Genomic DNA, 21,565 nt, shown 5'->3' with positions numbered 1-21,565 from the left:
TTGATTGATGTACGAAGAAATGTATTTTTAATAAAACTAAAAAATTAGTTATTCTGTTTAAGATAATTTTAACTATTTATAAATCACTCTATATTAACAAGCTATCTCCTTCTAGGCCCTCCTCTTCTATTTCCACCTCCAGATTTGCCTCCAAAGTTGCTCATTTTATAAGTGAAACTCAACATTGCATATTGAGTTAAAATCAGGCTGTTAGTATCCTGAATATAATCATCACCTATGATTCTTCGGGTATCTACCACCTGATCGAGCAAATCGTAAATCTTTAATTTTAACGTTGCTTTTTCATCTAAAAACTGATATCCTAAACTGGTATTCCATAGAATTGAAGAGTTCTGAAAGCCGGGAGAAACATTTCCGTTGTAATTGTAAGTGATATCATTACCAAAAATCACATTTTTAGGCCAGAAGGTCGTTGCTTCAAAACCTACGGTATGATTTATAAAATCTTCATTTCGGTTAGCATTTATAGAATACTGCGTATCATTATACGTAAGACTATAACTTGGATTCAACTCAAAAAACTCTTGAATTGCATAAGTAAGCCGAATCCCCGGGCTAAAACTAAAACGTTTTGAATTGAATAGCGTTCCGTTTGTAAAACCTACGTTTTTATTATAATTCCCGGTAAGGCTCAACCGGTATCTAAACTCCTTTTCTTCTTTACGTGTACTTTTAGTATAAAAAAGACGTACACCCGCAGACATCGCACCATCTACGTTTGCATAGGTTGTGGTTCGTCTTAAATCATCACCTACAGTACTTACAGACACCACTTGATTCTCTGTAAAATCCAGAGAGAACGAACTGAAAATACCACTACCTCCACCAGCTCCAAAATTGAAACTTCTAAAACCCCCATCAATATTATGGCTGTAAGCAGGGCGCAACTCGGGGTTACCAATAACAATATTTAATGGATTTGTTCTATCTGCCACCGGTTGCAACTGGCGTATTGAAGGGGTGTTTGCATTTGTACGATAATTTAAATAAACACTTTTTGAGCGTTCTAATTCATAACGTACCCGTGCGCTTAAATACAGGTTATTATAGGTATTATCAAAATTTACCGGGTTGAGTAAATTCTCATTTTTGAGTATTGTGTTGAGCAGCCCAAAGTTAGTATTGATCCGCCATGCCTCGTGATCGTAGTTTAAACCTAAACTGGGTGTATTGCGAATAGTGTTTACTTCAAAATCACTACTCAACGTATCATTTTGTACAGTATAGTTCCCGTCGTTATCGGCCTCATAAACATATCTTGAGTTTGTAGATTTTACAGAAGAAAAATCATATGCCAAATCCATAAAAAAGTCTGTTGCCAGCACCAGTCGCTGCTCTACTTCAAAACCGTACTCATACTGTTTCTCATCTTCATCAATGTACTGATCTTGAACTTCGGTACGGGCCTCATCTCCAAAAAATTCACTGCTTGAGAAATAAAAATCATCGTTTACCTGATCGTTATAACCTTGCGAAAGCTCTAACCTCAAATAGGCTCCTCTACTCCCAAAACGTTTTATAAAGTCTAGGTTATTATTAAAACTAAAACTCGATCCATCTCCCTGATTTGAAGTCTCAGTATTGTTGACAAGATCACGGTTTCCGTCTAATGAATTAGCTAGCGAACTACGTATAGATTTTGTTTTGTTAGTATTGAATCTTGGTGAAAAAGAAAGACGGGTTAGAGTATCAAATTCTACTTCAAATCGAGCGTTGGCGCGATGCCTGTCGTTTAATGCGTTGCTGCTATTTTCTGAATTGGAATAATACGTTGTATCAGGTAAAATATTCTCGCGTTCAGTTCGAGAACGCGTATCTGTATCAGAACGGTCAAAGAAATAATCGCCGTTAAATTCGTATTTATCATTCCAGTCGTTGCTGTAGTTCAAACCAGCCGTTTCAGATTTTGTTATTCCTCCACTTCTATTTCCTGCCGCTACTGCTCTGGCACCACTACGCCCCATCATCCCATAAACATCATCAAAATCAAATCCAGAACTGTTGATGTTGTTAGATCCTGCCAGAGCCGTTAAACGCATATTATCTTTAAAAACATTACCTATAGCGCTCATCTCATAGCGCTCATTAGTACCACCACCTAAAGTTGCCCTGGCAAAGTAGCCCTTGTTTTTATCTTTTTTAATAGTGATGTTGATCGTCTTATTTTCAGAATCTCCAGACTTCCCGGTAAACTCTTCAGATTTGGTCTTGGTATCAACCACTTGTAGTTTTTCTATAATTTCCTTCGGAAGGTTTTTAGTCGCGATCTTAGGGTCGTCACCAAAGAACTCTTTTCCGTTTACCAGAATTCTCGAAACCGGTTTTCCGTTAATGGTTATAGCCCCATCTGAATCTACTTCAGCACCCGGAAGCTTTTTCAGCAGTTCTTCAAGATTCGCATCGGGTCTGGTATCAAAAGAAGCCGCATTAAACTCAAGCGTATCCTTTTTTACCGTTACTGGTGCACGATTTGCAACTACAACAACCTCGTCTAATAAATTATCTTGCACTTCTAATTTAAGATCACCTAGATCCATCGTGGGGGTTATCGTAACCTTTTTACGCATTGGTTTAAAGCCGGCATAAGAAACAAAAAGATTAAGCTCTTTTTGCTCTGTAGTTCCCTCCATCTCAAAAAATCCTTCCCGATCTGTGATTCCGTAAGTTACCAGCGTGCTGTCGCTTATCTTTTCAACATAAACCGTAGCAGATTCTAACGGAGTTCCGCTATTATCTAAAATTTTTCCTGAAAGTTCAAAGTTTTGCGCGAGCAGGGAATGACCTAACAAAACCCCAAATAGTAGCAGTAAAAAGTGCTTCATAAACCCAATATATGTACAGTGTACGTTTATTCTATGACTGAATAAAACTCAAAAGGTTTAAAACAAAGACCCACTTTTTTTAAAAAAAGTGGGTCTTTGTTATTTAAATAGATGAAGCTATTACTATTTCTTACGAAAATATACCGCTACCGGCACACCTTCAAAGTCAAACTCTTCACGTAATTTATTTTCTATAAAACGTCTGTACGGATCTTTTACATACTGCGGAAGGTTGCAGAAAAATGCAAACTGCGGATGCGGTGTAGGCAACTGCATACAGTATTTTATCTTAATGTATTTTCCTTTAGTTGCCGGTGGTGGAGTCGCTTCAATAACCGGTAACATATAATCGTTAAGCACACTTGTTTTAATTCGCTTTGTACGATTTTCAAAAACTTTTACAGCTGTTTCAATCGCTTTGTAAACACGTTGCTTAGTGAGTGCAGAAATAAAAACAATAGGCACATCAGTAAACGGTTCCATCTCCTGACGGATCATTTTCTCGTACTCACGCATGGTTTTATTTTCTTTTTCAACCAGATCCCACTTATTCACGAGAATAACGATTCCTTTTTTATTCCGCTCTGCGAGCCAAAAAATATTTTGAACCTGCCCGTCAAAACCTCTTGTTGCATCCAGAACAACCAGACATACATCACAATGCTCTATTGCCCGAACAGATCGCATAACAGAATAAAACTCTAGATCTTCTTTAACCTTAGATTTACGACGAATCCCGGCAGTATCTACAAGATTAAATTCAAAGCCAAAACGGTTATATTTTGTATCAATTGAATCTCTTGTAGTCCCTGCAATATCGGTAACGATATATCGATCTTCACCAATTAAAGCATTGATAAATGATGATTTGCCGGCGTTAGGTCTCCCTACCACAGCAAAACGAGGCAAAATACTTTCTTCTACTTCTTCTTTCTCTGGTAACACCTCAACAAGCGCATCAAGTAAATCACCCGTACCACTACCGCTAATACTTGCTATGGTATAGTAATCACCCAGTCCCAGACTATAAAACTCTACGGCGTTTTCTTCACGCATTGCGTTGTCTACCTTATTGATCGCCAAGAAAACCGGTTTTGATTGGCGTCTAAGCAGTGTAGCTACATCTTCGTCCATGCCGGTAACTCCGCTTTCTACATCAACCATAAAAATTATGGCATCTGCCTCTTCAATAGCAAGTTCTACTTGCTTATCAATCTGTTCTTCAAATACATCATCACTTCCTTTTACATACCCCCCGGTATCAATAACAGAAAATTCCTTTCCGTTCCAGTCAGTCTTTCCATAATGACGATCACGCGTAACACCACTTACTGAATCAACAATGGCTTCCCTACGTTGAATGAGGCGGTTAAAAAAAGTGGATTTTCCCACATTAGGTCTCCCTACAATAGCTACAATACTCATAAATCTTTCTTTGTGCTTTTCTCGATAATCGAGATTTGACAACGCAATTGCTTTTTAAAAAACAATCGTGATCTCAAATTATTCCCCTGAGCATTTTATCTCAAGGTAGTTTTTGCGCTGCAAAATTACGATAATTAACGGCACAGAAATCAACAATGATTTATTTAGCTAATAACTAGTAAATCAATGCCCTACCTACACAAAAACGTATAAAAGGCTAAATTATACCTAAAATCTGTTAAGAATGCTGTTAATATTAAACATCTCAAATCTACATCCTCCTATCTTGCGTATGTATTACCAAATAAACAGATTATGTATCTTCTTATGAAAAGAGTATTTATATGCCTTACATTAGCCTTCACATTAAACAGTTGCAACTTACTTTCTGCAGCGGGTATTACAAGTGGTGGGCAACCAACTAAAGAGGCCGGAGAAAATTTAACTTCAACAACAGCAAACTCTGCAGAAAATGTAGATCACAGTGCGTGGGATGCTTTACTTAAGAAGTATGTTGACGCAAATGGGATGATTGATTATAAAGGGTTTAAAACCGAACGTTCTAAATTAGATGCGTATTTAAAAACGTTATCTGGTTATGAACCCTCTAACGACTGGTCTGTACAGGAATTACTGGCTTATTACATCAATTTGTATAATGCCTATACTGTAGATTTGATTCTAGATAATTACCCGGTAAAAAGTATAAAAGACATTAATGGAGCGTGGACAAAAGGTATTGTGCCTGTTGGTAATAAAGAACTTTCTCTAGGTGGAATTGAAAACGGTGTACTTCGTAAAATGAACGAGCCGCGTATACATTTTGCAATCAACTGTGCTTCTATGTCTTGCCCTAAATTATTAAATGAAGCTTATACCGCCGGAAAAATTAATGAGCAATTAGAGCGCGCAACTAAAGAATTTATAAATTCTGACAAGAATGATATTAGCGCTAACAGTCCCAAAATCTCTTCCATTTTTGACTGGTATAAAAAAGATTTTATAACCGATAAAACTCCTACTGTTGTAGATTACATCAATCAATACAGTAAAACTAAAATAAATTCTGGCGCAACAATCTCTTATAAAGATTATGACTGGAATTTAAATGAGCAGTAGCCCAACAGATTAATTTTTATAAAAATCCCGAAATCTATCGGGATTTTTTATGCTTAATGCGTAAGAATTAATTTAGTTTTGAAAGGCTTACCTGATCTAAACCTTTTGATTTATCGAACTTAACTTTATGATTAGTATTGTCATCCCGGTTCTTAACGAAGCGGAAAACTTACCCTTTCTTTTAAAGCATCTTGCTGATCATGCAGCAGATACAAATTCATTAGAAATCATAGTTGTAGATGGTGGCAGCACAGATGAAACGTTATCTGTAGCCAAACAAATTCAAGCTAAAAATACACTTAAAATTCAGGTTGTATCATCAGAGCGTGGTCGCGCAAAGCAGATGAACACTGGTGCTGATAATGCCAATGGATCTGTTTTATATTTTTTACACGCAGATTCTTTCCCTCCTAAAGACTTTGACAAACACATAGCTAATGAGGTTGCTAAAGGCGATCCTGCAGGTTGTTTTAAAATGCGCTTTGACAGCAATCATTGGTGGTTGCGTCTGGCGAGTTACTTAACAAAATTTAGTTGGAGAGCGTGTCGCGGTGGTGATCAAAGCCAGTTTATTACCCGTGAACTTTTTGATGAAATAGGTGGTTTTAATGAAAGTTATGTTATTTATGAGGATAATATCCTTATTAATGAATTGTATGCTCGAAACTCCTTTGTAGTTATTCAGCATCCTATTAAATCTTCAGCACGTATGTATGACAAATATGGTGTGTGGTATGTACAATATCACTTTTGGACTATTTATGTCAAAAAATGGTTTGGTGCTTCAGCCGAAGAATTACTGGCTTACTATTCTAAGCATCTTAAGAAATAACCCTTATATCATTTAGAAGAATTAAGCATTATCAATAATTGTAAGAATTGATACTTTGTTAATAGCCTGCTGAAAAGCTTCGGTGTATTTTCAATAAAAATCTAAAAAACTACGCCATGAATATTTTTGAAGCCATCCGTAAAGATCATGATAAACAGCGACAGCTTTGCGAACTTGTAACTTCTACTTATGGAGAAAGCAAAGACCGTAAATTGCTTTGGGAACAATTAAAGAAAGAGCTTGAGATTCATGCTGATGCAGAAGATCGTACGTTTTATTCTCCACTTATTCATAACGATATGATGCAAGAACACGCGCGTCACGGCATTGCAGAACATCACGAAATGGATGAACTTATAGAAAAGATTGATGATACTGAGATGGATTCCCCTGCCTGGTTAGTTTATGCTAAACAGCTTTGTGAGAAAGTAGAGCATCATCTGAAAGATGAAGAACACAGCTTTTTTCAATTAGCAGGAAAAGTTTTTACTGAAAAACAAAAGATAGATATCGCAAAAGACTATCAAAAACAAATGCAAGAAAACCGATAGATTACAGGGTTAAACTTCCTATAACCTCAACAAAAACACCATCAGGATCTTTCAACAAAATCAGAAAGCTACCATTACCAAGATCAATAGGCGTTTCTGCTTCCGGCAAAATGCCTTCTTTTTTTAGACGCGCTATAATGGGATCTAAAGAATAGACTTGAAGGGTTAAATATTGCAAACCTAATTGCTCCTGAATACTGGTTTTCACTTCTTCAACATTAAGGTCCTCCTCTTCTTCAAACGATACGATTTTAAGTTGTGAAGAATCTGGCGAATCTGTGAACTTTAGCACGGTTACTTCAAAAGGAACACCAGCTGACAAGCCTAAACGTTCTGCAAAGGCTGCATCAATAGTGAATGCGCCGGCATCTTTAAGGCCTAAAATATCTCTATAAAAATGTAGTGTTTGTTGACTATTACTAGAAATAACAGCAGCAGTTAAAGCTCCAGACTTGAAATTTGTTTGCGCGCATAACGCCTGTATCGAAAGTGCAAAAAAGATTAATCCAGAAAAAAGAATACGCATAAAAAAAGGGTTTTATAAATATACTTATAAAACCCAATGCTTCGTATTATTTTTAGACTTAGCCTCTGCTATTCACATAAAATGCGTGAATTACTCCCGGCAACCAGCCTAGTAAAGTAAGAATCACATTGATAACAAAATCTTTACCAATACCTTTTGCCATTGCAACACCTAGTGGTGGTAAAAGAATAGAAATTATTATTGTAAGAATTGACATAATTAGAATTTTTAGTTAGTTATGCTAAACTAGAACTAATCACAAAATCAAGCTCTTAAACAAATATCAATTGGCAAGAGTTTGACACTTAAAGCGGTTATTTAACATCTCTTTTATACCACTTTTTTAAAATCTGTTCTGCTTCTTTTCCCTGCGGAGTAAAACGGTTGTTTTCTTCCTGTATAGCGCGGTCGTGATTGTGAAACCATTTCCATGCAAAACCGCCTGCAAACCACTCTTCGTCCCAAAACGTTTCAAATACCGCTTCGTATAAATTAGCCTGAGCTTTAGCATTCATTTTCCCGTCATGACGATCGCTTACCCAAGGTTCTTTTCCCGCATAATCTGCACTTCGGTATCCAAACTCGGTAAATAAGATGGGTTTACTATACCTCTGCGAAAGCGATACCAGCAATTTTTTATGCGGCTCCCAGCCTTCTTTTGCTTTAGCTGTTCTGGGTGTAGCCTCATCAGTAACCGGAAAATAAGCGTCAGCACCTATAAAATCTAAGTCACTCCAAAATGTTACTTCACCAACTTTATCCCAATTTTCTGCATACGTCAACTTACCTGAAAAAACATGGCGTACTTTTTCAATTAAAGAAGCCCAAAACTCAGGACGCTCTTTTGTGAAATTATAAAGTTCGGTTCCTATGCAAAACAATTCTGCGTGAGTTTCTTCGGCTAATGTTGCATATAGCAAAATGTAGTCTTCATAACTTTTTTCAAAAAGCTCCCAGTCTGCTTCAGAGTCCATTTTCATATCGCCTGTAAATACACCACGCCAAATCCAGATATGCGGTTTTATCATCACCTTAATATCATTCTGATGCAAAGCTTCGACATATTGTTTCACACCGGTATATCGCTCACCAAACCACTGTCTTTCTGAATTGAATTGCAGCTCAGGATTATTTTTATCACGCACAAAAGCAAACGGCATAACCGCTGCGTGACTTGCACCTACATTAAGAATAGGGTCTATATGTGATTGCGTCAAGGTATCTTTTGACGAAACAAAACTAACCCCATTAATCTTTTGCCCGGCAACGGGTGTTGCAGAGCAAGCTGTAATGCAAATGGCAACAACTAAAACAAGTAAAAAACGAATATCTATTCTCATCACGCTAAAAATACTGGAAATTTTTAGATAGCTCTTGTGTTTTCTTTCGTCTAAAAATGCAGTTAAAAAGATTTTAAGAGCTTGCTAAGTTCTTATCTTGTAAGTATTCTCAACAGCTAAAGATATGGAGCATGTGGTTATTGTGGGTAATGGTATAGCAGGAGTTACGGCTGCGCGTCACATCCGCAAAAATTCTGATAAAAAAATAACCCTTATTTCTGCCGAAAGTGAGCATTTTTTCTCGCGTACGGCATTAATGTATGTGTATATGGGCCATATGCGCTGGAAAGATCTCAAACCGTATGAAGACAAATTCTGGGCTAAAAACCGAATTGATTTAATACAGGCTTATGTTGAAAAAATAAATCCTCAAGAGCAAATACTTCATTTAGCAGATGGTCAAAAACTAAAGTACGACACACTTATTTTAGCTACCGGTTCTATTCCTGCAAAATACGGCTGGGAATGTCAGGATCTTAAAGGTGTTCAGGGTTTGGTCTCTAAACAGGATCTGGAATTGTTAGAGCATAACGCACCCAATAATGAGGTTTGCCCAAAAGCCGTGATTGTTGGCGGCGGACTTATAGGTGTTGAATTAGCTGAAATGCTTCACACTCGTAAAATTGATGTGACCCTCCTGGTGCGAGAAAAAGGGTTCTGGTCTGGTGTTTTGCCTGATGCCGAAGCTCAATTGATTTCTGAACATATTTTAAGTCATGGTATTGACCTTCGTCACGAAGAAGAACTCGATAAAATTATAGACAACGGCACCGGAAATGTACAAGCTATAATTACAAAAAAAGGAGAAGAAATTCCATGTAATTTAGTTGGCATCACCACCGGAGTAAAACCAAAAATCGACTTTCTGAAAGACAGCGGTATAGAAACCGATAAAGGAATACTCGTAAATAGATTGCTTGAAACCAATGTAAAAAATGTTTATGGCATTGGCGACTGTGCACAACAGCGTGAAGCCATAGGCTTGCGCAAACCGATTGAAGCGGTATGGTATACCGGCCGTATGATGGGAGAAACAGTAGCTCAAACCATCTGCGGAACACCCTTTGAATACAATCCTGGAAACTGGTTTAATAGCGCTAAATTTTTTGATATCGAATATCAAACGTATGGCTGGGTCTTCAGTACCAAAAATAAAAAAGACTACGAGCAACATTTTCATTGGAAACATCCTGACAATACAAAATGTATCACAATCGCCTTTCACAAAGAATCCTTACAATTTTTAGGGATTAACACCTTTGGGATCAGAATGCGCCACGAAGTTTTAGACCGCTGGCTCAATGAACATAAGTCTGTTGAATATGTGCTACAGCATTTAAGTCAGGCTAATTTTGATCCCGAATTTTACAAAAAATATGAATCACAGATACAAGCTACTTACAACGCTTCAAAACAAACAGCATAACTATGAGCAGCATACAACGAGATCTATCGCTTACCGGTCAGCCACCAGCTTCTATAAACAGCATTCAGAAAATAGGTACAGCAATTGGTGTGGGCGGTCTCATCATTTTATTACTCGCTTTATTCAACATTAATTTGCTTAACAAAACATTGTGGCTTACACTCTCGCTTGTTTCAATTTTTGGTGGGATTCTTCTTTTTTCCTACGGAGCCTATGCTGACAAACAAGAGGGGATTAAAAATGATGGCGTCTGGTTTAAATCTATTTCCAGTCGCGGTTTTTTGGCCTGGGTTGCTGGCCTTGCTCTAACCGGGTTTTACATTGTTCTTTATTTTAAAGCTGATCTGCTAGGTCTTAGTGCAGAAGGAGAAAACACTGGTCTCATTGCACTTTTTGATCCTTTGAGTAAAATTCTAAGTGGAAACCCAGCCAGCCAATGGTTTGTTTACGGGACTTTATACACCATTGCTATTTTAGGTTTTGGTATTAAATTTCTATGGAAGTACCGCCACAACCGTTACGAGCGCTTGCGAACAATAAGCGTTATGTTTTTTCAGACAGCTTTTGCTTTTTTGATTCCAGAATTTATGGCGCGTTTAAATTCTGATGATTTCAGTCTTCCGTATTACGACATAAAAAATGTTTGGCCGCTCAATTATTATAATTTTGAGCAGTACCGCGTAGATGATTTTATTTCAGCAGGTGAAATCGGGTTGGCATTATTACTATTTGGTATTGCTTCAATTTTTGTAATTACGCCTATACTCACTTACAAATACGGTAAACGCTGGTATTGCAGTTGGGTTTGCGGCTGTGGCGGACTCGCAGAAACTGCCGGTGATTCGTTTAGACATCTTAGTGATAAGAGCGAATTTGCATGGAAGGTGGAACGCTGGGTTGTACACAGTGTTTTGGTTTTTGTGGTAGTGATGACAACAGCTGTAATTTCTACATATCTGGGTTACGATCCTGATAAATACTGGCTCACTAAAGATATTTTTCTAATTGGCGTGGGTGTTTTTTTAACGCTCCTTTTTACTGCAATATGGATTTTTAAAAAAGAAGAGTTACAAAAAGATGCGCGTTATGGCGCTTTTGGGTATTTAGTGATTGTTTTAGCCTTAATAGGTATTCATTATACCAGCGGAAGTACACTCTTTTTAATCCCGGCAGAAACCTTGCGTACAAGTTATGGTTTTCTAATCGGTAGTATTTTTAGTGGAGTAATCGGTACAGGCTTCTACCCTATTTTCGGCAATCGTGTGTGGTGCCGTTTTGGCTGCCCAATGGCTGCAATTTTAGGCCTTCAGCAAAGACTTTTTTCAAAATTTAGAATCACGACAAATGGCGGACAGTGCATTTCTTGTGGTAACTGTTCTTCCTATTGCGAAATGGGAATTGATGTACGTGCTTATGCGCAGAAAGGCGAAAATATTGTACGTGCAAGTTGTGTAGGTTGTGGTATTTGCTCTGCAGTTTGCCCGCGTGGCGTTTTAAAATTAGAAAATGCTGCTACAGATAATCGCATCAACAGCCGTGAAGTATTGCTTGGTAATGATGTAGACCTTATGGATTATTTGAATCAAAACTAGAAACTCTTCAGTATAGGTTTAGATTCATAAATAAAAAAAGACGGAAGTCTCCACTTCCGTCTTTTGAACAAATCATATAACAAACAAACAATCTCTTTTATATTTTAATATTAAGGCTAATCAATACAACATGAATTATTTTTTAAGATCACTATGATTGGTACATTTCTTAATGCATTAATTATAAATACATACGAAGCTTGTTCACATTCGGTTTTGAAAAAAAATGTTAAATATTTGATTTTCAGATTCATTAATTAAAAAACCACTTAAACCTCAGCTAAGTCTAAATTCCCTTCTATTATTCGAATACTCTTTCAGCAAGTCTAATGCACATATCAACTAAAACTCTAATTACATAAATGAAAAAAGGTGCAAATCTCAACCTGCACCTCTTAATAACAAATCTAATAATCAAACGGTATTTGCATTATTTACGAAATGACAACCATTCCGTTCTAGAATTTTAAAGTATAGGTAATAACATCTGATCAATTACGTGTACAATACCATTTGTAGTTTGCACATCTGGAATCACCATATTTGCAGGTGCAGCATTACCAGAACCGCTTACACTAAGCACACCATCTGTAAATACTCCTAGAGTTATATCATCTGATCCTAATGCATCATAAGTACCTGCATTTAATTCTGAAGTAAATTTACCGGCAGAAAAATCTGCAAAAACATGATTTAATAAAATTGCTTGTACTGTACCAGCACCTAAAACCATATCTAATTTTGCTATATCATCTGTAGTACCAGTATAATCATCACCAAGTACAGCTTCTAAAACAGCTTTAAAAGCTGCATCTGTAGGAGCAAAAACCGTAAAACTAGCATCAGGATTGCTCAAAGCACCTGCTAAATCAGCATAAACTACAGCCGCCACTAAAAATGTAAGCTCCGGGTTTTTAAATACGTTTGCATCATTTAATGCCAAAGCTGTTTGTACTACATCTGCTCCTGATGCAATCATCACTTTGTCAATCACGTGTACGGTTCCATTTGAAGCTGATATGTCTGTAGCTAAAATCTCAGAACCGTTAATATATATAGCTCCGTCGCGTTCAATAAAACGACGTGTTGGACCTAAAAGTGAAGGCGCAGTTACTCCATCTGTAATAGAATTTGCAAGCAAATTACCGTTAGAAACGTGATACAGCAATGTACTTTTCAAAAAAGGTTGTTGCAAAGCGCCTAATGTTGACTCCTCAAGACCCAAACGTGCAAATGCTGCATTTGTAGGAGCAAAAACTGTAAAGTCGCCAGAAGCATCATTAGAGTTACTGTTACTCAAGGTTACAGCTACATCTCCTAATACAGCAGCAGTTTCTAAAGTGCTAAAATCAGGATTAGCCACAGCAATTGCTGCAATAGATGCAGGCTCATCTTCGTAAGCACTATCGGTTTCACAAGATGTGTTTAAAACAGCACCTAAACAGGCCAGTGCGACACCGGTATATTTGTATATATTTTTCATAATATCTTTTTTATGTAGTTATTGAAATTTTTGATTTTTAGAATGAATACGTCACCCCCCAGTTAAAACCATCTGCATCTCCCAGGTTACGACCTTCGATATAGTTAGAATATCCTCCAGAAAGGCCTACACTCTTACATACCGGAACGTATGCATTAAAGCCTAAGCGTGTATAGTTCACCCGCGTTGCAGGAAAGAATCCATTAAAGCCTTCTCCTAAAATATCAACCCCACTATCATCTGATAACTGGTTTGCCACATACCCTTCTAAGTAAAATTTTGAAGCAGCATAGCCCAATTTAACTTCACTCAACAAAGCATTAGGAACGCTGTTACTGCGTAAGCTGTAACCAATTTGTCCCGTAATAAAAATACCATTATTGTGTTTGTAAGATGCAATCGCAAGACCTGTAATATCTGTAGAGCGATTACCTATTGCTATAATAGATTGTAGTGCTTCGTCTACACGATAATCACCCAAAGGTGTTTCAATACCTGCAGCAGCGATAAAGTCTATCATTCCGTTAGGAGTTGCTTTAGAAGCAAAACGGTACTTCCCGTAAATACTAACATCCTGCAAACCTTTACGCTCATTCTCATAACCTGTATTTTCTAAGGTTTCTGGTATAGCTTGTCCTTCAGACTTGATATAAGGAAGATTAAATACTAAATTGAAATTATCTGAAATTCCATACTCAGCATAAAGCGAGTAACTTGTTGTTTTAACTTCATTAAAAACCGGTACTCCATCTACCTTTTGAGGTACAAGAAATACTTCATCATATTTTTCAGAAGAAAAAGAAGCCGTTATACTCCCATCTCCTTTAGTTTTCATAAAGCCGCTTACCGGACTCTGAGCAAGCATCAGAACTGGCAGCATAAAAAGCGCACCAGTAAGAAATCGTAAATTTAAGTTCATCGTTATAGATTTTTGGTTACACGACACATACGCTGTATTCAATAATTCAGTTTTATTAATTTTATGTTAAAAACTCTTGAGAGGGTTTTTGCGTATACAATCCTTGAAAACCATATGTTAGTTCAAGCAATCTTTTTCGTCTTACATTAATAATTCCATGATATTTAAAATCTTACTCTGTTTAATTGGTTTCATTTGCATTTCTCAGGAGAGCAAAATCTATATACGGGAATTTGACGCCAATGGAAACCTAATTGCTGAAGGATGGGAAAAAGGCTCTGATAAAGAAGCTTATTGGTATTATTATTATTCATCAGGAGTGGTTAAAGCAAAAGGAGAATATTATAATGATCAAAAAAATGGATATTGGTTTTATTATGACAAGACCTCCCGACTCTTAAGAGAAGGGCACTACAAACAAGATCAAAAAGTAAATTGGTGGATTGTTTACAGATCAGAAAACCAAAAAGAAAAAATTCAGTATCAGAATAACGTAAAAGAAGGTTACGGTCTGCTTTACAAAAATGAAAAACTTATAAAAGCTAATAGATATGATCAAGATAAACTCTCCGGAAGTTGGACGAGCATATCTCAGTTTAAGAAAGACAATCCTAATGCCCGCTTTTAATGCAAAAAATTAAAGTAATTATACCTGCTTATAATGAAGAAGATTCTATTGAATCTGTAGTTAGGGACATTCCAGATCATGTGGATGAAATAATTGTAGTCAGTAATAATTCTAAAGACCAGACCGAATTACGCGCTAAAAATGCCGGGGCGACAGTGCTATCTGAGAAAAGACCTGGTTATGGCTACGCATGTTTAAAAGGGATAAGCTATGTAGCTGCGAAAGAAACCAAACCAGATATTATTGTTTTTTTAGACGGTGATTACAGCGATTACCCGGAGCAGTTAGATGAATTGATTAAACCCATCATTCAGGATAATCTCGATTTTGTAATTGGTACGCGTGTAAAGCGCCTGCGCGAAGATGGCAGTATGACGTTCCCGCAACGTTTTGGTAACACATTGGCGACAACCCTGATGCGCTGGTTTTTTGGTTCCCGTTTTACCGATTTAGGGCCTTTTAGAGCCATAAAATACGATAAGCTTTTGGCCTTAAAAATGGAAGACAAAACCTATGGTTGGACGGTTGAGATGCAGTTAAAAGCCTTAAAACAAAAGCTTACGTACACCGAAATTCCCGTAAAGTACCGCAACCGCATCGGCGTATCAAAAGTTTCAGGAACCGTTAAAGGTGCTATATTTGCCGGTGTAAAAATTCTGGGCTGGATTTTTAAATACAGTTTCAAATGATAGAGACAGCAGTAATCATCCTATACACTCTGGCGCTGGCAGTTATATTTTTATACAGCCTGGCACAACTCAACCTGCTACTTAATTACCTGAAAGCCAAAAAAAGTACAGAAAACGCACCGCTTTTTGACTTTTCAAAACCGGAAGAAACTCCGGTTATAACGGTACAACTTCCGCTTTATAATGAAATGTATGTGGTAGAACGATTGCTTGAAAGCATCGCAAAGCTCGATTATCCTAAAGACAAATTAGAAATACAGGTGCTTGACGACTCTACAGATGCGAGTCTTGAGACTACCCGCAAGCAAATAAACCAATTACAGGACCAGGGTCTTGATATCAAACACATCACCCGTACCGACCGAAGCGGCTTTAAAGCCGGCGCTTTAAAAGAAGGCCTTCTGATCGCAAAAGGTGAATATATCGCCATTTTTGATTCAGACTTTGTTCCCAATCCCGATTGGTTGCAAAAGACAGTACCGTATTTTAAGGATGAGAAAATCGGCGTGGTGCAAACCCGCTGGGCGCACCTCAACCGCAACTATTCCCTATTGACCAAAATTCAGGCATTTGCACTTGATTTTCATTTTGTTCTGGAACAGGTAGGCCGCAATTTTGGGCATCACTTTATCAACTTTAACGGTACCGCAGGAATCTGGCGCAAAACCTGCATCCTTGATGCCGGCAACTGGCAGGGAGATACCCTAACCGAAGACCTGGACCTCAGCTACCGCGCGCAACTCAAAAAATGGGATTTTAAATACCTCATTGATGTAGAAACCCCAGCCGAACTGCCCGTAGCCATTAGTGCTGCACGTTCGCAGCAATTCCGTTGGAACAAAGGAGCTGCCGAAAACTTTCAGAAGCTGTATGGCCGACTTTTAAAAGATCCTACGGTTTCGTTTAAGACGAAGTTTCACAGCTTTTTTCATCTGCTCAACAGCAGCATGTTTTTGCTGGTATTGCTCGTAGCGATCCTGAGCGTCCCGATTTTATATATCAAAAATAACAATCCCGCATACAGCTGGTATTTTAATGTGATCGCTGCTTTTGCCGTGAGTACAATCATCTTTTTTGGCTGTTATTGGGTCACCTATAAAAAAATACACGGCGGCGGATTTAAAAATTTCCTCAGGTATATCGGTATGTTTTTTACCTTTTTCTCCATTGCCATGGGCTTTAGCGTACACAATTCGCTTGCCGTTCTAGAAGGGCATTTTGGTAAAAAGTCTGAATTTATACGTACGCCAAAATTCAACATCAAGAAAAAAGGCGACAGCTACAAGGCAAACATTTACCTTAAAAAACACCTGTCGCTCAACACCATCGTAGAGAGCCTGCTCTTTTTATATTTTGGCTTTGCTATTTACAGCGCGTTTGCCATTCAGGATTTTGGCCTGATGCTATTTCACCTGATGCTTTTCTTTGGTTTTGGCTTTGTAGCCTTTAAATCTATTTTTTCACAAGCCTGATTTTGGGCACCTGTTTCTGATGCTCCCGCTTCAGAAAAACCGCGCTTTCCACTATATCTTTAGCGCCAAAAAAGGCGCTAAAGGATGCCGCTGTAATCGCTGGCGCATGGTATAAAAGCCTATATTTATCCTAATTTCTGCACTAAATTGATGCTAAAAAAACTAAAGCCTTATAAAATACAACTCCTATTTATCATCAGTATCCTGGTGATGTATTGCACGTTTGCCTACGGTTTACAGCGTTACGATTTTGTAAAACTCATCACACTTTACGCAGCTTTATTCTTTCTGTCTTTTAAACTCATTCATCTTCTAAAAACCGATTTTAAAATTCTTGTTGCTGTGGGTGTCCTTGCCCGATGTATTTTCTTTATTGCCGAACCCAATTTGTCACAAGATTTTTACCGCTTTCTATGGGATGGCCGTTTACTCACTCAGGGATTGAGTCCGTATTTACTTACGCCCGATCAATGGGTAGCTCAGGGAACTATTCCTATTAGCCAAAGCAGCGAACTACTGGAAGGAATGGGCAGTTTAAGCCGTGCGCATTATTCAAATTACCCCCCGGTGAATCAGTTTTTCTTTTGGCTTGCCGGACTTTTCAGCGGTAATTCGATCCTGGGCGGAATCGTAGTTCTGCGACTCAGTATCATCGCTGCAGATCTCGGAATCGTTTGGATAGGAAGCAAATTTTTAAAAGTGATGGGCTTGCCAGCACAACAGATTTTCTGGTATTTTCTCAATCCGTTTATTGTAATTGAACTCACCGGAAACCTGCATTTTGAAGGCGTTATGCTCTTTTTTATGCTTGCAGCGCTGTATTTGTTATACCTTAAAAAGTGGTTTTGGGCGGCAGTGCTCTGGGGACTTTCGGTTTCCGTAAAATTGGTGCCGTTGATGTTGCTTCCGCTGTTGTTTCAGTTTTTGATCAAGCCTGCAAAACCTTCAGTTCAAACGCAAGACTTTTTGCGTTACGTAAAACAAAATCTTCCGGCTTCACTCTGGAAATCAACCCGCTTTTACGGATTGGCTATTTTGATTTTCATCTTGAGTTTTTCACCCTTTTTAAATTCAGCTTTGCTGGAGCATTTTAGTGCGACATTATCCCTTTGGTTTCAGAAATTTGAGTTCAATGCCAGTATGTATTATGTCGTGCGCTGGGTAGGTTATCAGGTAAAAGGCTATAATATTATTGAAACTGCAGGCAAAGTTCTTCCGCTTATAGCGGTAGTTGCACTACTCGCACTAAGCTTTTTTAGAAAAAACAGAAGTCTGCAACAACTCTTTACCGGACTTCTTTTTGGTATTTCCTGTTATTTTGCGCTTTCTACAACCGTGCATCCCTGGTACCTCGCTACGCCATTATTACTTTCGGTTTTTACAAGATACCGCTATATGCTAATGTGGACATTTACTATAATGTTTAGTTACGCTGCGTATCAAGTAGATGGCGTACACGAAAAATTAGTATTAGTAGCTTTTGAATATTGCGCCGTTGCCGGCTATTTAATTTTGGAATTGAATACCAAAAAGAGCTTGAAGCTATTTTCTTAATTGGCTTCAGAAACAAGATATAGGCAACCAATCCTTCGGGTTTTATAATTACGATCCGCTTTCGTCGTTATATTTCCATCATAGCAGCCTTTTAAAGTCATTTTTAAGCCGGCTAACAATTGTTCTACTTCTTTTTTACGTTCTTCCTCTAAAATCAAATAAAAAGAAGTTTGAGCAGGCAACTGCAAGCCTTCACGTGTATTAAGCACTGGTACACGCTCTCCTAAATCCCAAATCAGTTCCGGCGAACTGTTTTCAAATAGGTAGATGGGTTTGCCGGCAACCTTATAGTCTGCAATTATTGGTGCGATTTCTCTAAAATCTTGATTGGTATAGCTAAGCCTAACCACCGGAAACACAAAAAGAATAATAGCACAAGAAAAACCAATTACTGCAAAAAATGCCGGTTCAATACTTTTAGATCGTAAACTCTTTATAAATACAAAAGCAAAGCCTATCGCAGCTAGTTGAAATAAGCCAAACCAGAGCCAGTCTGTTGCCTGAAAATCTTCACTGAAAAGGTATAAAATGACAGGACCGGAAAGTAAACAAATCGTCGCCAGCAAACCAAAGTAAAAATATACCGGTATGGTTTCGCGCTTATCACTCAGGCTTTTGAATTCACGGACGAGATACTCTATGTAGAACGAGGTATTGAACGCAAGGGGAATTAGTACCGGCAATAGATATCTTGATTTTTTCTCCGGAATACAAGAAAGTAAAACGACTGCTGCTAACGTCCAGATCAAACTGAAGCGGTAGGCTCTTAAATGCGTAACCCTTGATTTTAAATAAGGATATAAAAGCGCTACAAAAGCCGGAACCGTCCAGATTCCGCTTTGCGTAAAAAAGCTCCAGTAATAATAAAAAGGACGCGTATTGTGATTGGCCCACGCTGCCGACTCTTTATCGGCTATTGCCTGTGCTGTTTCCCCGTCTACAAAATAAATAGCCAGTGCCCACCAAGAACTAAGCACCAAAGCGATAACCAGCAGCATCATAAATGGTGCTATTCTACCTTTAAAACTTCTGAATTTGTAAACCCAGGCGTAGGCAATCAAAAATGGTAGAAGAAGCGCAAAATGGCTTACAGGGCCTTTACTCATAAAAGACAGACCAAGAAACAACCCGGCAAGGGAAGCGTTTTTATACTTCTGCTTGCTTTCGGTAAAAAACTGAAATAAAAAATAAATACCACCCAGCATAAAAGCGTGGGCGAAAATATCCCAGGTGCCATTTCGCCCTGCAAAAATCACATAAAAGGAGGTTGCAAGAATGAGCGTCGTATACAAACTTTGTTTTGGAGACAAACTGAGACGTTTTCGCGAAAGCGAAAAACTAAAAAGGGCCATTACCGTGGTAATAATTGCAGAAGGCAGTCGCAACGCCCAAAGTTTACTAATACCAAAAATCGCACCCGAAAAGGCCGCCAACCATGTTGGTAAGGGTGGCTTTTCATAACGGGCTTCACCGTTCATTGTGGTAAACACCCAATTGTCGTAGTGCAGCATTTCGCGTGCGGTGATGAAGTTACGCGCTTCCATAATGTTGGCGTATAGCACATCAAGATGCGGAAAAAACAGCAATGCACAAACTGCCAGAATGATTAGCGGATAATATTTTTCGTCAATACTCATTCTTTATCAATACCAATTGAAAGTTTCATATTGCGATAATAGATAAAAACGCCCATAAGGTGTCCCACAAAAAGTACCGGATCTCTGCGCAAAATAGCATAGGTAAGAATTAGGAGTCCGCCTACGAGGCTCAACAACCAGAATCCTAAAGGCAAGCTTGATTTCTTTTTGCGTTCAGAATAAATCCACTGATAGATAAATCGCAACGTAAAAATCACCTGAGCAATGCTCCCCAAAAGCAACAGCCACAAGGGAATATCTTCATTTCTAAACAATTTATCGATATCATAATGCCCATTATTGTAGCCATAAATCACCAGCAGAATCGGAAAAACAAATAAAAACCAGCGAAGGACTTTAGGTGATTTAACCCACTGTCCCTGTAGTTGCAAGTTTCTGATGTAAATAAAATAGGTTAAGGTTTGGCCTAGCATAATGGCGAAATCATCCCGTAAATACCCGTAGACAAAAAGCAAGAAAGAAGCTCCCAAGCTCAACCACCAAAAGGTTGAAGGCGTAAGTACCCGTTTCTGCTTTTCAGATAAAAACCATTGAATAATCAAGCGACCGCTAAACATTAACTGCGCGAGAAAACCAATTGCATATATCCAAACGGGGCTATGCATCTGATTTTTTGGCTACTTCATAATTAATGTATTTGTTCTTCATCCACAGGTACGCAAAACAGTCCATCAAGGGACCTAAAAGGCGGTTCCACAAACCAAACTTGGCAGTTCCTGCAATACGTGGAAAATGACGAATAGGAACCTGTACCGTTTTCCCATTTTGAAGCATAATCATGGCAGGCAAAAAGCGGTGTAAACCTCTAAACATGGGGATTCGCTGAGCATAATCAGTCTTGATAATTTTTAAAGGACAACCTGTATCATCCATCCCATCATTTGTAAAAGCACGCCGAATTTTATTTGCAATTGTACTCGACATATTTTTTACAAAAGAATCCTTTCGATCGGCACGATGACCGGTTACCAGATCATACTCTTTAATATAAGGATACAGGACGTTAAAATCTTCTGGAGTAGTCTGCAGGTCACTGTCAATATAACCTACCAGAGGAGTTTTAGTATAATCAAATCCGGCTTTAATCGCTGCGCTCAATCCGCAGTTTTTTGCAAAAGAAATAAACTGAAATCCTTTACTACGCGCGCAAATGGTTTCTATAAGCTCTTGACTTTTATCTTTAGAACCATCATTTACAAAAAGCACTTGAGTAGGTACCGCAGCTATTTTAAAATAATCCTGAAAAACCTGCTCTACCCGAAGTAGATTATCTTCTTCATTATAAACAGGAACGACTACCGTTAACTTGTAAGACATACTAATAAATAAGTTTGCGAAAATAAGCAATACTTCTAAAGCAAATCTAAAGATTACCTGTTTTTGTTAATTACAGAACTTTAAATGCATCCTCTAATTTACAGAGCACTTTTTCTTTTTATAATTTTTGATAGTGTAATTTGCAAGATTCTTTTAACTAGAAAGTTAAGTATAACAGTTAAACCTTCGAT

19 protein-coding genes are annotated in these 21,565 nt (G+C 38.0%); 9 read left to right on the top strand and 10 right to left on the bottom strand.

Annotated elements, in window-relative coordinates:
- Positions 1-101: 101 nt before the first annotated feature.
- Positions 102-2,843 (bottom strand): TonB-dependent receptor domain-containing protein, encoded by a 2,742-nt coding sequence (locus DSM02_RS13990; protein ID WP_128766238.1) that lies wholly within the window; start codon positions 2,841-2,843, stop codon positions 102-104.
- Between the two features lie 123 nt (positions 2,844-2,966).
- Positions 2,967-4,268 (bottom strand): ribosome biogenesis GTPase Der, encoded by a 1,302-nt coding sequence (gene der, locus DSM02_RS13985; RefSeq protein WP_128762735.1) that lies wholly within the window; start codon positions 4,266-4,268, stop codon positions 2,967-2,969.
- A gap of 327 nt (positions 4,269-4,595) precedes the next feature.
- Here der and DSM02_RS13980 point away from each other — a divergent pair, with 327 nt between their 5' ends.
- The 3 genes from DSM02_RS13980 (at position 4,596) to DSM02_RS13970 (ending at position 6,770) form a co-directional block, all read left to right on the top strand.
- Positions 4,596-5,387 carry a DUF547 domain-containing protein gene (locus DSM02_RS13980; protein ID WP_164918320.1) on the top strand — a complete coding sequence of 264 codons (792 nt, stop codon included), beginning with the start codon at positions 4,596-4,598 and terminating at the stop codon, positions 5,385-5,387.
- A gap of 127 nt (positions 5,388-5,514) precedes the next feature.
- On the top strand, positions 5,515-6,219 hold the full coding sequence (locus tag DSM02_RS13975) for a TIGR04283 family arsenosugar biosynthesis glycosyltransferase (RefSeq protein ID WP_128766236.1): 705 nt from the start codon (positions 5,515-5,517) through the stop codon (positions 6,217-6,219).
- Positions 6,220-6,335: 116 nt separating this feature from the next.
- Positions 6,336-6,770, top strand: coding sequence for a hemerythrin domain-containing protein (locus DSM02_RS13970; protein WP_128766235.1), 435 nt, complete (start codon positions 6,336-6,338; stop codon positions 6,768-6,770).
- A 1-nt stretch (position 6,771) separates the two neighbouring features.
- On the opposite strand, the gene DSM02_RS13965 is transcribed toward DSM02_RS13970, so the two are convergent.
- The 3 genes from DSM02_RS13965 to DSM02_RS13955 form a co-directional block, all read right to left on the bottom strand.
- Positions 6,772-7,296 carry a VOC family protein gene (locus DSM02_RS13965; protein ID WP_128766234.1) on the bottom strand — a complete coding sequence of 175 codons (525 nt, stop codon included), beginning with the start codon at positions 7,294-7,296 and terminating at the stop codon, positions 6,772-6,774.
- Between the two features lie 58 nt (positions 7,297-7,354).
- Entirely contained in the window at positions 7,355-7,513 is a 159-nt protein-coding gene (locus DSM02_RS13960) for a YqaE/Pmp3 family membrane protein (RefSeq protein WP_128762730.1), read from the bottom strand.
- A gap of 97 nt (positions 7,514-7,610) precedes the next feature.
- A complete protein-coding gene (locus tag DSM02_RS13955; RefSeq protein ID WP_128766233.1) occupies positions 7,611-8,636 on the bottom strand; it encodes a glycoside hydrolase family 113 in 1,026 nt (341 codons plus the stop codon).
- Between the two features lie 124 nt (positions 8,637-8,760).
- Between DSM02_RS13955 and DSM02_RS13950 the strand changes: the two genes are divergently transcribed.
- The gene (locus DSM02_RS13950; protein WP_128766232.1) at positions 8,761-10,062 is read left to right on the top strand and encodes an NAD(P)/FAD-dependent oxidoreductase; all 1,302 of its coding nucleotides are present in this window, start codon (positions 8,761-8,763) and stop codon (positions 10,060-10,062) included.
- Between the two features lie 2 nt (positions 10,063-10,064).
- Positions 10,065-11,654 (top strand): 4Fe-4S binding protein, encoded by a 1,590-nt coding sequence (locus tag DSM02_RS13945; RefSeq protein ID WP_128766231.1) that lies wholly within the window; start codon positions 10,065-10,067, stop codon positions 11,652-11,654.
- Between the two features lie 466 nt (positions 11,655-12,120).
- Here DSM02_RS13945 and DSM02_RS13940 read toward each other — a convergent pair whose 3' ends face one another.
- Entirely contained in the window at positions 12,121-13,137 is a 1,017-nt protein-coding gene (locus tag DSM02_RS13940) for a fasciclin domain-containing protein (protein ID WP_128766230.1), read from the bottom strand.
- 37 nt (positions 13,138-13,174) lie between these two features.
- Positions 13,175-14,056 (bottom strand): hypothetical protein, encoded by an 882-nt coding sequence (locus DSM02_RS13935; protein ID WP_240674065.1) that lies wholly within the window; start codon positions 14,054-14,056, stop codon positions 13,175-13,177.
- A 157-nt stretch (positions 14,057-14,213) separates the two neighbouring features.
- Here DSM02_RS13935 and DSM02_RS13930 point away from each other — a divergent pair, with 157 nt between their 5' ends.
- The 4 genes from DSM02_RS13930 (at position 14,214) to DSM02_RS13915 (ending at position 18,399) form a co-directional block, all read left to right on the top strand.
- Positions 14,214-14,684, top strand: a complete 471-nt coding sequence (locus tag DSM02_RS13930) for a toxin-antitoxin system YwqK family antitoxin (protein ID WP_128766229.1) — start codon at positions 14,214-14,216, stop codon at positions 14,682-14,684.
- On the top strand, positions 14,684-15,373 hold the full coding sequence (locus DSM02_RS13925) for a glycosyltransferase family 2 protein (protein ID WP_128766228.1): 690 nt from the start codon (positions 14,684-14,686) through the stop codon (positions 15,371-15,373). Before DSM02_RS13930 ends, DSM02_RS13925 begins: the two co-directional genes overlap by 1 nt.
- A complete protein-coding gene (locus DSM02_RS13920) occupies positions 15,370-16,845 on the top strand; it encodes a cellulose synthase family protein (RefSeq protein ID WP_382402994.1) in 1,476 nt (491 codons plus the stop codon). Before DSM02_RS13925 ends, DSM02_RS13920 begins: the two co-directional genes overlap by 4 nt.
- Positions 16,846-16,995: 150 nt before the next feature.
- Positions 16,996-18,399: a putative hexosyltransferase gene (locus DSM02_RS13915; protein ID WP_128766227.1), complete on the top strand. Its 1,404-nt coding sequence runs from the start codon at positions 16,996-16,998 to the stop codon at positions 18,397-18,399.
- Here DSM02_RS13915 and DSM02_RS13910 read toward each other — a convergent pair.
- Genes DSM02_RS13910 through DSM02_RS13900 form a run of 3 tightly spaced genes read right to left on the bottom strand, consistent with a single transcriptional unit; the run spans position 18,396 to position 21,374 of the window.
- Positions 18,396-20,036 (bottom strand): ArnT family glycosyltransferase, encoded by a 1,641-nt coding sequence (locus DSM02_RS13910; RefSeq protein WP_128766226.1) that lies wholly within the window; start codon positions 20,034-20,036, stop codon positions 18,396-18,398. The two genes, DSM02_RS13915 and DSM02_RS13910, sit on opposite strands and share 4 nt — an antisense overlap.
- The gene (locus tag DSM02_RS13905) at positions 20,033-20,662 is read right to left on the bottom strand and encodes a lipid-A-disaccharide synthase N-terminal domain-containing protein (protein WP_128766225.1); all 630 of its coding nucleotides are present in this window, start codon (positions 20,660-20,662) and stop codon (positions 20,033-20,035) included. The genes DSM02_RS13910 and DSM02_RS13905 overlap by 4 nt, the downstream gene beginning before the upstream one ends.
- On the bottom strand, positions 20,655-21,374 hold the full coding sequence (locus DSM02_RS13900) for a glycosyltransferase (protein WP_128766224.1): 720 nt from the start codon (positions 21,372-21,374) through the stop codon (positions 20,655-20,657). Before DSM02_RS13900 ends, DSM02_RS13905 begins: the two co-directional genes overlap by 8 nt.
- Positions 21,375-21,565 lie beyond the last annotated feature (191 nt).

Source organism: Leeuwenhoekiella polynyae, assembly GCF_004104075.1.
GTDB classification, from domain to species: Bacteria; Bacteroidota; Bacteroidia; order Flavobacteriales; family Flavobacteriaceae; genus Leeuwenhoekiella; species Leeuwenhoekiella polynyae.
This window is presented reverse-complemented; position numbering and strand designations above follow the sequence as displayed.

Bases quoted from the DNA above. Each gene is read 5' to 3' on its own strand.
- DSM02_RS13990 (WP_128766238.1), bottom strand. From the start codon at position 2,843: ATGAAGCACTTTTTACTGCTACTATTTGGGGTTTTGTTAGGTCATTCC.
- der (WP_128762735.1), bottom strand. From the start codon at position 4,268: ATGAGTATTGTAGCTATTGTAGGGAGACCTAATGTGGGAAAATCCACT.
- DSM02_RS13980 (WP_164918320.1), top strand. From the start codon at position 4,596: ATGAAAAGAGTATTTATATGCCTTACATTAGCCTTCACATTAAACAGT.
- DSM02_RS13975 (WP_128766236.1), top strand. From the start codon at position 5,515: ATGATTAGTATTGTCATCCCGGTTCTTAACGAAGCGGAAAACTTACCC.
- DSM02_RS13970 (WP_128766235.1), top strand. From the start codon at position 6,336: ATGAATATTTTTGAAGCCATCCGTAAAGATCATGATAAACAGCGACAG.
- DSM02_RS13965 (WP_128766234.1), bottom strand. From the start codon at position 7,296: ATGCGTATTCTTTTTTCTGGATTAATCTTTTTTGCACTTTCGATACAG.
- DSM02_RS13960 (WP_128762730.1), bottom strand. From the start codon at position 7,513: ATGTCAATTCTTACAATAATAATTTCTATTCTTTTACCACCACTAGGT.
- DSM02_RS13955 (WP_128766233.1), bottom strand. From the start codon at position 8,636: ATGAGAATAGATATTCGTTTTTTACTTGTTTTAGTTGTTGCCATTTGC.
- DSM02_RS13950 (WP_128766232.1), top strand. From the start codon at position 8,761: ATGGAGCATGTGGTTATTGTGGGTAATGGTATAGCAGGAGTTACGGCT.
- DSM02_RS13945 (WP_128766231.1), top strand. From the start codon at position 10,065: ATGAGCAGCATACAACGAGATCTATCGCTTACCGGTCAGCCACCAGCT.
- DSM02_RS13940 (WP_128766230.1), bottom strand. From the start codon at position 13,137: ATGAAAAATATATACAAATATACCGGTGTCGCACTGGCCTGTTTAGGT.
- DSM02_RS13935 (WP_240674065.1), bottom strand. From the start codon at position 14,056: ATGAACTTAAATTTACGATTTCTTACTGGTGCGCTTTTTATGCTGCCA.
- DSM02_RS13930 (WP_128766229.1), top strand. From the start codon at position 14,214: ATGATATTTAAAATCTTACTCTGTTTAATTGGTTTCATTTGCATTTCT.
- DSM02_RS13925 (WP_128766228.1), top strand. From the start codon at position 14,684: ATGCAAAAAATTAAAGTAATTATACCTGCTTATAATGAAGAAGATTCT.
- DSM02_RS13920 (WP_382402994.1), top strand. From the start codon at position 15,370: ATGATAGAGACAGCAGTAATCATCCTATACACTCTGGCGCTGGCAGTT.
- DSM02_RS13915 (WP_128766227.1), top strand. From the start codon at position 16,996: ATGCTAAAAAAACTAAAGCCTTATAAAATACAACTCCTATTTATCATC.
- DSM02_RS13910 (WP_128766226.1), bottom strand. From the start codon at position 20,036: ATGAGTATTGACGAAAAATATTATCCGCTAATCATTCTGGCAGTTTGT.
- DSM02_RS13905 (WP_128766225.1), bottom strand. From the start codon at position 20,662: ATGCATAGCCCCGTTTGGATATATGCAATTGGTTTTCTCGCGCAGTTA.
- DSM02_RS13900 (WP_128766224.1), bottom strand. From the start codon at position 21,374: ATGTCTTACAAGTTAACGGTAGTCGTTCCTGTTTATAATGAAGAAGAT.